General features: G+C 69.1%; 11 protein-coding genes. 2 read left to right on the top strand and 9 right to left on the bottom strand.

The window, feature by feature from the left end; all coding sequences use genetic code 11:
- Window positions 1-8 precede the first annotated feature (8 nt).
- Complete coding sequence (locus EV191_RS23310) at window positions 9-1,046, top strand: TRM11 family SAM-dependent methyltransferase (RefSeq protein WP_132879434.1); 1,038 nt, start codon at window positions 9-11, stop codon at window positions 1,044-1,046.
- A 41-nt stretch (window positions 1,047-1,087) separates the two neighbouring features.
- Here EV191_RS23310 and rbfA read toward each other — a convergent pair whose 3' ends face one another.
- The 6 genes from rbfA to rimP form a co-directional block, all read right to left on the bottom strand.
- On the bottom strand, window positions 1,088-1,564 hold the full coding sequence (gene rbfA / locus EV191_RS23305) for a 30S ribosome-binding factor RbfA (protein ID WP_132879433.1): 477 nt from the start codon (window positions 1,562-1,564) through the stop codon (window positions 1,088-1,090).
- Window positions 1,565-1,601: 37 nt separating this feature from the next.
- Complete coding sequence (locus EV191_RS23300; RefSeq protein WP_132879431.1) at window positions 1,602-1,898, bottom strand: DUF503 domain-containing protein; 297 nt, start codon at window positions 1,896-1,898, stop codon at window positions 1,602-1,604.
- Window positions 1,899-1,989: 91 nt separating this feature from the next.
- The gene (gene infB / locus EV191_RS23295; protein ID WP_132879429.1) at window positions 1,990-4,998 is read right to left on the bottom strand and encodes a translation initiation factor IF-2; all 3,009 of its coding nucleotides are present in this window, start codon (window positions 4,996-4,998) and stop codon (window positions 1,990-1,992) included.
- Window positions 4,999-5,198: 200 nt separating this feature from the next.
- The gene (locus EV191_RS23290) at window positions 5,199-5,510 is read right to left on the bottom strand and encodes a YlxR family protein (RefSeq protein WP_132879427.1); all 312 of its coding nucleotides are present in this window, start codon (window positions 5,508-5,510) and stop codon (window positions 5,199-5,201) included.
- 23 nt (window positions 5,511-5,533) lie between these two features.
- Window positions 5,534-6,634 (bottom strand): transcription termination factor NusA, encoded by a 1,101-nt coding sequence (nusA, locus tag EV191_RS23285; protein ID WP_132879426.1) that lies wholly within the window; start codon window positions 6,632-6,634, stop codon window positions 5,534-5,536.
- On the bottom strand, window positions 6,635-7,249 hold the full coding sequence (gene rimP, locus EV191_RS23280) for a ribosome maturation factor RimP (RefSeq protein WP_243659172.1): 615 nt from the start codon (window positions 7,247-7,249) through the stop codon (window positions 6,635-6,637).
- Between the two features lie 256 nt (window positions 7,250-7,505).
- Between rimP and EV191_RS23275 the strand changes: the two genes are divergently transcribed.
- On the top strand, window positions 7,506-8,438 hold the full coding sequence (locus EV191_RS23275; RefSeq protein ID WP_243659171.1) for a ferritin-like domain-containing protein: 933 nt from the start codon (window positions 7,506-7,508) through the stop codon (window positions 8,436-8,438).
- Between the two features lie 21 nt (window positions 8,439-8,459).
- Here EV191_RS23275 and EV191_RS23270 read toward each other — a convergent pair whose 3' ends face one another.
- The 3 genes from EV191_RS23270 to EV191_RS23260 all read right to left on the bottom strand — a co-directional run bounded on the left by EV191_RS23270 (window position 8,460) and on the right by EV191_RS23260 (window position 11,625).
- Complete coding sequence (locus EV191_RS23270) at window positions 8,460-9,296, bottom strand: hypothetical protein (protein ID WP_132879423.1); 837 nt, start codon at window positions 9,294-9,296, stop codon at window positions 8,460-8,462.
- A 114-nt stretch (window positions 9,297-9,410) separates the two neighbouring features.
- Entirely contained in the window at window positions 9,411-10,430 is a 1,020-nt protein-coding gene (locus EV191_RS23265; RefSeq protein ID WP_424565497.1) for an aminotransferase class V-fold PLP-dependent enzyme, read from the bottom strand.
- 40 nt (window positions 10,431-10,470) lie between these two features.
- Window positions 10,471-11,625, bottom strand: coding sequence for an NAD(P)/FAD-dependent oxidoreductase (locus EV191_RS23260; protein WP_132879420.1), 1,155 nt, complete (start codon window positions 11,623-11,625; stop codon window positions 10,471-10,473).
- Window positions 11,626-11,746: the final 121 nt, after the last annotated feature.

Here is an 11,746-nt window from a genome sequence, read left to right as displayed (position 1 = left end):
GCCCAGCCATGCAGAAGTACGCGATCCTCGTCCTGCCAGCCGCGAACCGGGTGTATACGGCCAACTCGGTGCAGCTGATGCGCGCCGAGCTGGCGGTCTTCGGTGGCACGGTGTTGGAAGGGACCATCGAGAACGTCGCCGAGGAAACCATCGGTGGCGTGGACTACCTCACGTTCCATACCGGACGGCTCACCGAGCGGGACGTCGCCTATCTGTCCAATCTGTCCTCGCTGTACGCGTTGTTCGAGGTGACCGAGGACGCGCTGCGGCCCATCACGGTGCGCCGGCTGGACCGGTACGACTCGGATCTGCTGACCATCCAGAAGTATTCGGGTAAGACCAACGAGCTGTTCACCAAACTGCTGTTCAACACCACCGCGCTCAGCACGGACCGGCCGGCCGAGTTGCTGGACAAACCGCTGCGGGTGTTCGATCCCATGTGCGGCAGGGGAACGACGCTGAACCAGGCGATCATGTACGGCGGCGACGCGTCCGGGATGGACCTGGCGACAAAGGATTTCGAGGAGTACGAACGGTTTCTCCGTACCTGGCTGAAGAACAAGCGGATCAAACACCGCGCCACGTCCGGACAGATCCGGCGGAACAAGGTCACCCTTGGCAAGCACCTGGAAGTCGAGTTCGCCGCGGACAAGGACGCCTACAAGGCCGGCCAGACCCAGCATTTGCGGTTCGTGCACGCGGACACGACGCGGTGTGCCGAGCATTTCCGCCCGCGCGAATTCGATCTGATCGTCACCGACGCGCCGTACGGGGTGCAACATGGCAGCAGGCGGGCGGCTGGCGCCGCGCCGGCCCGTCGCCCTGCCGAGCTGCTCGCCGAAGCGATCCCGCAGTGGGCCGAGCTACTTCGTCCCGGCGGGGCGATCGGGATCTCCTGGAACACCTACGTGCTGCGCACCGATGACCTGCACCAGCTGCTGGCAGCTGCGGGCTTCGAGATCCGGCACGCCGAACTCGACTTCGCGCACCGGGTGGACCAGGCGATCACCCGTAACCTGGTGCTGGCGCACAAACCCGCGAGCTAACCACCCAGTACGCACACGCACCGTAATCGCGTTCTTTAAGGTTAGCGAGCCTCGGAGTCCGCTGCGTCCTCGGCGTCTGGGACATCCTCAGGCGAGGTGCGGTACGGGTCGGCCTCGCCGGCAGGTTGTGCGTTGGTGGCTTGCCTTGCCACTTCGGCGTCGGCTTCGCGGGCCTGTTCAAGCAGCTCATCGATCCGCCGCGCACCATCCGGCACGGTGTCCGCGACGAAGGTCAGCGTCGGCGTGAACCGCACGCCGGTGCCCTGACCGACCCGGGAGCGCAGCACACCCTTCGCCGACTCCAGCGCCGCCGCGGCGCCGGGGAAGTCCGGTTCGGCATCCAGCTGCTCGCCGAGCACCGTGTAGTACACCGTTGCGTCCCGTAGATCCGCGGTGATCTTGGCGTCGGTCACGGTCACCCGGCTGATGCGGGGATCCTTCACCTCGTGCTCCAGCGAGGACGCCACGATCTGGGCAATACGTTTGGCCAGCTTGCGGGCGCGGGCCTGGTCGGCCACGACCTTCTCCTTTACTTAAGGTCCTGCACTCGATCATTTACTCATCGTCGGGCCCGAGCCAGCGCTCTCGCGCGGAGAGCAGCTCCAGCTCGGGACGCGCGGCTACCAGTCGCTCGCAGGAGTCGAGCAGTTCGCGCACATGTGCCGCGTCCCTGGCGATCGCCGCTACGCCGATCAGGCTCCGCCGATGCAGTTCGGCGTAGCCGGCCTCGGCAACCGACACCTCGAACCGGCGACGCAGTTCGGCGAGCACCGGGCGCACCACCGAGCGCTTCTGCTTCAGCGAATGCACGTCTCCGAGCAGCACATCCAGCTCGAGCGCACCGACATACACGGGGCATCACCGGTGATGAGTAGTGGTTTTCTGGAAACTGTGGCCGGTGCCGGGGGCGCGGTCCGCAGACCGAACCCCCGGCAGGCGTCACTCAGGCGCGCGGCTTCTCGCGCATCTCGTAGGTCTCCACCACGTCGTCCACCTTGATATCGGCGTACGAACCCAGCGTGAGACCACACTCGAAGCCGTCCCTGACCTCGACCACGTCGTCCTTGAACCGGCGCAGCGACTTGACCGGCAGGTTCTCCGCGACAACCACGTTGTCCCGCAGCAGCCTGGCCTTCGCGTTGCGCCGGATCTCGCCAGCGGTCACCCGGCAACCAGCGATCGTGCCGAACTTCGAGGACTTGAACACCTCGCGGACCTCGGCCTTGCCGAGCTCCACCTCCTCGTACTCCGGCTTGAGCATGCCCTTCAGGGCATTCTCGATCTCCTCGATCGCCTGGTAGATCACCGTGTAGTAGCGCACATCCACGCCCTCGCGGTTGGCCAGCTCGGTGGCCTTGCCGTCCGCGCGGACGTTGAAGCCCATCACGATCACGTTGTCCGCGATCGCCAGGTTGATATCGCCTTCGGTGATCCCACCGACGCCACGGTGGATGACCTTGAGCTCGACCTCGTCGCCAACCTCGATCTTCATCAGCGCGGTCTCGAGTGCCTCGACGGTACCCGAGTTGTCACCCTTGATGATCAGGTTGAGCTGGCTGGTCTCCTTCAACGCGGAGTCCAGGTCCTCGAGGCTGACCCGCTTGCGCTTCTGCGCGTTGAGCGCGTTACGCGTACGGGCCTGCCGCCGCTCGGCGATCTGCCGTGCCACCCGGTCCTCGTCGACGACCAGGAACGTGTCACCCGCGCCTGGCACCGAGGTGAACCCGATGACCTGCACCGGCCGCGACGGGGTCGCCTCCTTCACGTCCTCGTTGTACTCGTCGACCATCCGCCGCACCCTGCCGTGCGCGTCGCCGGCCACGATCGAGTCCCCGACGCGCAGCGTGCCGCGCTGCACGAGGACGGTGGCCACCGGACCACGCCCGCGGTCCAGATGCGCCTCGATCGCCACACCCTGGGCCTCCATATTCGGGTTGGCCCGCAGGTCCAGCGTGGCGTCCGCGGTCAGCAGGATCGCCTCGAGCAGCTTGTCGATGTTGATCCCCGGCTTCGCCGCGATCTCCACGCACATCGTGTCGCCGCCGTACTCCTCGGCGACCAGCCCGTACTCGGTGAGCTGCTGGCGGATCTTGTCCGGATTCGCACCTTCCACGTCGATCTTGTTGATCGCCACCACGATCGGCGCGCCCGCGGCCTGCGCGTGGTTGATCGCCTCCACGGTCTGCGGCATCACGCCGTCGTCCGCGGCGACCAAGATCACCGCGATATCCGTGGAACTCGCACCACGGGCACGCATCGCGGTGAACGCCTCGTGACCAGGGGTGTCGATGAAGGTGATCAGCCGAGGGGCGCCCTCCAGCTCGGTTTCTACCTGGTAGGCACCGATGTGCTGGGTGATCCCGCCGGCCTCGCCCTCGGCGACCTTGGTCTTCCGGATGGTGTCCAGCAACCTGGTCTTACCGTGGTCGACGTGACCCATCACGGTCACTACCGGCGGCCGCACCGCGAGGTCCTCGTCGCTACCCGCGTCCTCGCCGTAGGTGATGTCGAAGGACTCGAGCAGTTCGCGGTCTTCCTCTTCCGGACTGACCACCTGCACCTGGTAGTTCATCTCGGTGCCGAGCAGTTCGAGCACGTCGTCGGAGACCGACTGGGTCGCCGTGACCATCTCGCCGAGGTGGAAAAGCACCTGCACCAGCGAGGCCGGGTTGGCGTTGATCTTCTCCGCGAAGTCGGTCAGCGAAGCACCGCGCGGCAGCCGGATCGTCTCGCCGGAGCCCTTGGGCAGGCGGACGCCGCCGACCGAAGGCGCCTGCATGTTGTCCATGTACTCCTGGCGCTTCTGCCGCTTCGACTTACGCCCCTTCTTGGAGGGACCGCCGGGGCGACCAAACGCGCCAGCCGCGCCACCACGACCGCCGGGACCACCACGACCGCCGCCGCGGAACCCGCCGCCACCGCTGGGGGGACCACCGGGACCACCGGTACCTGGACCGCCGCCGGGACGGCCGCCGCCACCACCGGGACCACCGGGACGGCCACCGCCGCCACCGCGTGGACCAGCGCCTGGCCTACCGCCACCGGGACCGCCGCCGCCAGGGCCGCCACGACCGCGACCGCCACCGGGGCCACCGCCGCCAGGACCACCACGAGCCGGCTTGGCCGGCATCATGCCTGGGTTCGGCCGGGGTGGCATCGAGCCAGGCGAAGGCCGCGGACCGCCACTCGGCGCGCCGCCACGCTGTCCCGCGGCCGGACGGGCTTCGCCGCCACCGCCCTGCCGGCCAGAACGCTCGCCCTGCTGACCGCCCTGCCGCTGCGGCGGTGCTTGCCGCTGCGGCGCGGACCCCGCGCCAACCCCGAACGGGTTGTTGCCGACCCGGGGAGCACGCGGACCTGGCTTCGGGCCAGGCTTGGGTCCCTGTGGTTTCGGCGGCACCACGGCGCCGGCGTCACCACCCTTGGACTGACCACCATCAGCCTGGCCGCCATCCGCCTGGCCACCATCCGAGGAATCGGCGGCGGCCGCCGGCTGCTGTTCGGTTGCCTGCGCGGCCGGCGCTTCCTGGCCACCCTTGGTGTCGGGCACGTCCTGGCTTTCCTGCTTCGGGCTCTCGGCCGGCTTACGCGGGCCTGGCCGCGGTCCCGGCTTGGGCGCGACCGCTCGCGGCTTGCTCTCCACGACGGATTCCGCCGCACTCGACGCCGCCGGTTCGGCTGCCACGGGTTCGGCCGGCGCTGGCTCGGCTGACACGGCCGAGCCATTGCTTTCCGCGGCCTTGCTCGGGGCGGGTTTACCCCGCGATTTGCCCTTGCCCTCCGCCTTGCCGGCGCCGGGGAAGGCATCCCGCAGCCGGCGCGCTACCGGCGCCTCGACCGTCGACGATGCTGATTTCACGTACTCGCCTTGCTCCTGCAGCTTCGCGAGTACTTCCTTACTCGTAACACCGAGCTCTTTCGCGAGCTCGTGCACACGGGCCTTGCCTGCCACTGCTCTCCTCGTCCGCTGAGGCCGGCGGCAAGTACCCGCTCGACCTCGTCTTATCGTCGCGCGTTCATGGCTTCAGCTTCACGGCTGACTCATGACGGGTCGACCTGCTTCCTTGGTTCCTACTCGACACGGGAAGGTCCCGCGCCAACTGTCACGTTCCCGGGCATGACCACGGCCACCATCGTTCGGCCGAGGTATCGCTATACCCGATCCCGCTGAGCGTGCCGCGCCACCCATTGCCGAACGCCGTCCACGTCGAGCGCTCGCGAGACCCGTAATCCTCGCGCGAACGCCTTGCGCTTCTCAGCGGCGGCCAGGCAGTCCGGACTGGGATGCAACCACACACCACGCCCGGTGCGGCGCCGATACTGATCTACAACAGCAGCCTCGCCGTCCGCAACCACCCGCAGCAGCTCCTGGTTCGACACCCGCGCGCGGCAGCCGATACATGTCCGAACCGGACCAGTGACGTGTTCAGGACGCGCGGCTGCCGATCGTGGACGTCGAACCACACCTAAGTCTATCGTCCGGCGCCTCAGTCGGCGGAACCGGATGTCGCAGCCGGCGCGGAACCGATGTCACCTTCGTCACTGGCCACCCCGCCGGGCACTTCCGGCGGCGTTTCCCCAGGGTGCGCACCCACCTGATGGGCAACACTGTCCGGAACCGCGTCGCTACGGATATCGATCCGCCAGCCGGTGAGCCGCGCGGCCAGCCGGGCGTTCTGCCCTTCCTTGCCGATTGCCAGGGAGAGCTGAAAGTCCGGTACCACCACCCGCGCCGTCTTGGCTCGCTCGTCGATAACCCGTACCGAAACAACCTTTGCGGGCGAGAGCGCATTCCCGACGAACTCGGCCGGATCATCCGAGTAGTCGATGATGTCGATCTTCTCCCCGCCCAGCTCACTCATCACGTTGCGCACCCTGGCGCCCATCGGCCCGATGCACGCGCCCTTCGGGTTGACGCCCTGCACCGTGGAGCGAACCGCGATCTTCGACCGGTGCCCCGCTTCCCGCGCGACGGTCGGTATCTCCACGGTCCCGTCCGCGATCTCCGGTACCTCCAACGCGAACAGCTTTCGCACCAGGTTCGGGTGCGTACGGGAAAGCGTGATCTGCGGGCCGCGCATCCCCCTGCTGACGGTGAGCACGTAGCACTTGATCCGGCTACCGTGCTGGTAGCTCTCCCCCGGCACCTGCTCACCCGCGGGGAGCACGCCTTCGGTGTCGCCGACCTGGACGATCACCACGCCACGCGAGTTCGCCTTCGCGTCCCGCTGGATCACCCCGGCGATGATCTCGCCTTCCTTTGTGGAGAACTCGCCGAAGGTCTTCTCGTGCTCGGCGTCGCGCAACCGCTGCAGGATCACCTGCCGTGCGGTGGTCGCCGCGATGCGCCCGAAGCCCTCCGGGGTGTCGTCCCATTCCTCGGTGATCTCGCCGTCCGGGCCGAGTTCATGGGCAAGCACCCGAACGAAGCCGGTTTTCCGGTCGATATCGATCTTGGCGTGCGGATGGTGGCCCTCGGTGTGCTTGTACGCGGTGAGCAGCGCGCTTTCGATCGCGCCGAGCACGGTCTCGAAGGGAATGTCCTTGTCGCGCTCGATCGCCCGCAGCGCAGCGATATCGACGTTCACTTAGGACTCCTCCTTCTCGACGCCGGAGCCTTCCCCGGCGCCCTGACCTGTTCCACCCGAGTCTGTGATGCGCGCGATCTCCGCGGCCGGCGGCTCACGGAACTCCACCTCGACCACGGCGCGCTCGATTTCCGCGTAGCCGAGCCGACCCAGCTTGCCATCCCGCAGCAGCTCGACTCCGCCGGCAGGGTCGAGTTCAGCGTTGCCCACGCGTGCGGTAAAGGCATTGCCATCGGCCAGTTTGACCTTGACCAGCCGCAGCCGCGCCCTGCGCCAGTGCTTCGGCTTGGTCAGTGGCCGGTCCACCCCAGGTGAGGTGACTTCGAGCGTGTAGGCGCCGGCGAACAGGCCGTCATCGGCGTCCAGCGCCGTGGAAACCGCCCTGCTGACCTCGGCGATCTCATCCAGGCCGACTCCCTCCGCGCCCGCGGCGGCACGGTCGTCGGTCACGTCGATGATCACCTTGACCAGCCTGCGGCGCCCCGCCTGCTGCACATCGAGCTCCTCGAGCTCGTATCCGGCGCCTCGTACCGCGCTCGCCACCACCGGTTCAAGCTCGGCGGCGATCGCTTTGGCGCCCCGCGCGGATGCCCCTTCGCGCTGCTGGCCGGTCACGTTTGGTCTCCTCGCCTCGCGTTCGCGTGCAGCCAGGTTGCGGCGGCCGGCGCTGCACTCACCGGCCAGATAGCTCAGCGTATCTCGTCCGATCGCGATCGCGCGGCGCAGCCGGCCACGCTGCGCGCCCGGTGATCGACGGCTGCCTGGCAGGATGGCAGCCGTGACGGTCCGACGCTTTTCCGAATCGCAGGCGCCCAGATCGCAAGCACCTAGATCGCAAGCACCCAGATCGCAGGCGCCCAGCCGCCGTACGGTGTTACGCGCCGTACTGCTCGCCGGGCTCGCCGCTGGCACGGCACCGGTGGTCGCCGCGTGCACCAATACGGAGGACGAGCCCGATCCGTTGCGCCAGCTGGCCGCGACCGCGCGACGGGATGCGCGCGACGCGGCCGCGCTCGCCGAAGGCGATCCCTCGCTCGCCGCGCAACTGCGCCTGGTCGCCGACACCAGAAAGGCACACGCGACCGCGCTACAGGCCGAAGTGGACCGCGAGCGGCCGCCGGATGACGCCGCGCCCGAACCCGGCCCCGCGCGCGGCAAGGCGGAGTCGGTTGCGCAGCTCGGCAAGGCGCTGGCCGCCGCGGAACAGGCGGCGATGGAACTCGTCGCGCGGGTGCCCACCTATCGCGCCGGACTACTCGGCTCGGTGGTCGCGGCCTGCGCCAGCCTCCGCCAGCTCGCGCCGGACCTCGCCGCGGGGCAAGAGGAGAACGAGATCGAGGAACTGCGGCCGGCCGAGGGCAACACGCTCGCCGAGGACGCGGTGGAGGTACTCCAGGAGGCGCTGGGCGCCGAGCACGCCGCGATGTGGGCCTACGGCTTGGTCAGCGCCTACCTGCCAGCCGATTTCGACGAGGGGCTTGGCAAGGCGACCGCGGAGCACCGGGCAAGGCGGGACGGCGCGCAACGGATGCTCACCGTGGCCGGCTCGACCCCGCGACCCGCGCAGCCCGGGTACGTGCCGCCGGAAGACATCACCGACCAGACGTCCGCGACCACACTCGTGGTCCAGGTGGAAGACGACTGCACGATCGCCTGGCGCGCGGTGCTCGAGCACACCGATAACGCCGAACTGCGTGGCTTCGCGCTGCGGGCGCTGACCAGTTCGGCACGGCGGTGCGCACTGTGGCGAGCCGAAGCCGGCGAGGCGCCGAGCGTGCTCGCGCTGCCAGGCAAACCGGGCTGACCCACGACGGGCGCGCCGTGTCTAGCGGGGTGGCGCCGCGGTGTGGTTACCGAGCCGCAGCGCACCGGTCGCGGCCTCGGTCAGCCGCTGCTCGCCCACCCCAGCTTTGAAAGCGGCCGCCTCCACGATGGTCACCCGGTTACCGGATACCGCCGATGCGTAGGCGCCGCCGCTGACCTTCGGCAAATCCGCGGAGCCAGCCCGCCCGGCGCGAACCAGATCGGCGACGTTTCCGGTGCCGCTGGTGTCGGTCATCCGCTTGAGCGCCGCCGCGCCCGCCGGCCGCGGCATCTGCACCACGGACACCGAGACGAGTACGCGTTCGGCGCCGCGACCGATCGTGTAGAGCGCCCTGGACAGCCGGCGGCAGTCGGTGTCCGCGAAGAACTCGGTGACCCGACCGTAGGAGTTCGCGCGACAGGTCCTCGCGTGTACCGGCGCGACCTCGACGAAGTAGCCGGTATCGCCGACCCGTTCGGGCTTGCGGTCGGGCTGGTTCGGCTGGGTCCGCTCACCGGTCTGGTTCGGCTCACCCGGTTCGCTCGGCTGGCTGGACTGGCTGGATTGACCGGCGTCACTCGCCGCCCGCTGATCGTCATCCTGCCGGATGAACCACCAGAGCAGCCCGGCCAGTACGGCGACCGCGAGCAGTCCCGACGCCTCGCCGGGGCGAATCCGCCGGCGCGGCGTCGGTTCGGCCGGCGCCCGGGCACCGAGCGAGGTGAACAGCTCGCCGTCATCGACGGGAATATCGTCGTCCAGCGTTCCGGACAGCTGGATGGGGATCGGTTCGGTATCGCCCTCGGACACCCCGCCGGGCCGTGGCCGCGGGGTGTCATGCTGGCGATGCTCGGACACGAACCGTCACGGTAGCCGCTCGGCTGGCCGCAAGCCATGCCACGCGCGAACGACCAGCTCGCTCAGCGGCCCAGCTCGCTCAGCGGCCCAGATCACTCGGCCGCCCAGGTCGCTTCAGCCGCGCAGTGCGGTCAGCACGGCCTGCGCGTCCTCGCTGGTGTTGTACAGCGCGAACGCCAGCCTGGTCTGGCCAGCACGGGACGCGGTCGCGATGCCGTGCGCGGCGAGTCGCGCGCCCGCGTCCGGCAGATCCAGCGCGATGATCGCGGACTCACCCTCTGGCAGTCCCAGCCCGGCCAGCACCTGGTTGGCAAGGCCGACGCAGTGGTCGCGGACCGCGGCCAGGTCCAGCTCAGCCAGCCAGTTCACCGAAACGGCTGCGCCGGCCTGCGCGAACCACACCGGCGAGAGGTCGAAGGCACGTGCCGATTCGGCAAGCCGCAGTGGCAGGCCGTAGACGCTCTGCCAGGGCTCCTCTCCCCCGTACCAGTTGGCCGAATGCGGCATCAGGCTGGCCAGCTCCGCCTCCCCGCCGGCCATCCACGCCGCGCCACGCGGCGCGAACAACCACTTGTAGCTGGCGCCGACGACCCAGCTTGCCCAGTCCAGGCTCAGCGGCAGCCAGCCGGCGGCCTGGGTCACATCGAGCAGCACGCGCGCCTCGCTGGCCCGCAGTGCCTCGAGGTCGACGAGCGCACCATCCGCGGACTGCACGACGCTGACCGCGACGAGGTCGTAATCCGGGGCCAGCCGGGGCACATCAGCGAGCGGCGCCTCGTCCACCCGAACCCCACGGGCATGTTGCGCCGCGAACGGAAAGCTCACGCTGGTGAACTCGTTGGCCGCGGTGAGCACCCTGGCTCCGTCCGGCACGGTGGCCGCGACCAGGCCAACCAGCTGACTGACGCTCGCGCCGATCGCCACCCGGTCCGTCGGCACTCCGATCAGCCGCGCCCAACCGGCCCTGGCGATCCGGACCGGCTCGTCGAACTCCGGCGCCCGCGCGGCGCCGGTCCGCCAGTTGGTGACGGCGGTCTGGACCGCATCGGCCGTACTGGCTGGCGGAATCCCGATACTCGCGGTGTTCAGATACCCGGCGGGGACCGTGAAAGACTCGCCGCCCCACTTACGAATTTCGCAATCAACCACGTCGCCAACTGTAGACATCGGGCCGTTACCGGTTAGCTGGTGCGGACTCCCGGCGAGACCGACCGCCACCTGGGCTCAGCCGCACCAGATCCGGAAAGCGCTGCGCGGCAAGCGCGGAGCGCACGATGACCTCTTTGTAGGTGGCTGCCAGCCGTCCGGTGAGCACCGCTTCGATCGGGGTGTCATCGGCGCGCACGTACTGGATCAGTCCGTCGCGGCGGCCGAGGCTGATGCACTGGTTGACGTACCTGAACCGCAATGGTCCGGTTTCCTTGCCTGCCAACAGATCCCCGATCGCCCGCCCGATGTGCCGCGCCTGCGGGAGCCCGGTCGCGCAGGCCATCCGTAGCTCATTCCCGTCCGGCCCGTGGGCCGCTGCCGCATCGCCGATGCCGAACACCTCCGGATGCGAGACCGAGCGCAGCGAATCGTCCACAACCAACCGGCCGCGCCCGTCCACGGTGAATCCCGCCGCGCTGGCCAGCTCGGGCACGCGGAACCCGGTCGTCCAGATCACCGCGTCCGCGGCAAGTCGCTCGCCGCCAGCCAGGTGCACTCCGTGCGCGTCCACCTCGGTGACCCGCGCGTTCTCCCGCACCTCGATGCCAAGACGCCGGCACACCCGCCAGAGATGCGCGCGCCCACGGTTCGACAGCGCCGCGCCAAGTTGCCCTTCGGTCACCAACCGGACGCGCAACGCGGGCGTGGTCTCCGCCAGTTCGGTCGCCGCCTCGAGCCCGGTCAACCCCGCGCCGACGACGGTCACCGCATCGGCGCCGGCCAGTCGCTCGCGCAGCAGGTCAGCCTCCCCAACGCCGGCGACCGGGTAAGCATGTTCGGCAACCCCCGGCACGCTATCCACATCGGACTGACTGCCTATCGCGTACACCAGCATGTCGTACTCGAGCTGGTCGCCACCGGCGAGTCGCACCGCCCGCGCCGCCGCGTCGATCGCCACCGCTCGGTCGATCACCAGCTCGACTGGTGCATCACCGAGCAGCTGTGCGATCTGTTTGCGCCGGACCTGCTGCCCGGCCGCCACCTGGTGAAGCCGCACTCGTTCGACGAACCACTCGTTCGCGTTGACCAGGGTGACGTGGGTATCCGCATGCCTGGCTACCAGCTGCGCGGCGACCAGCCCCGAATAACCAGCACCGAGAACCACGATTCGCGTCGTCATCGTCACACCCTCCATCGCACGCCGTTTCGCACTCGCCCCTGCACAGCAAGGACGGGAACGGCCTAGCGGATTGTGACAAGCGGATCCGGTGACCGCACTCACACCTGATGCCCGCGCATGG

The organism is Tamaricihabitans halophyticus (assembly GCF_004340875.1).
Classification (GTDB): Bacteria; Actinomycetota; Actinomycetes; order Mycobacteriales; family Pseudonocardiaceae; genus Tamaricihabitans; species Tamaricihabitans halophyticus.
The sequence above is the reverse complement of the archived record's forward strand: the minus strand, read 5'-3'. Positions and strand labels throughout refer to the sequence as shown.

What these genes read in the sequence shown, in the direction of transcription:
- EV191_RS23260 (WP_132879420.1), bottom strand. Translation starts at nt 11,625, where the DNA reads ATGACGACGCGAATCGTGGTTCTCGGTGCTGGTTATTCGGGGCTGGTC.
- EV191_RS23310 (WP_132879434.1), top strand. Translation starts at nt 9, where the DNA reads ATGCAGAAGTACGCGATCCTCGTCCTGCCAGCCGCGAACCGGGTGTAT.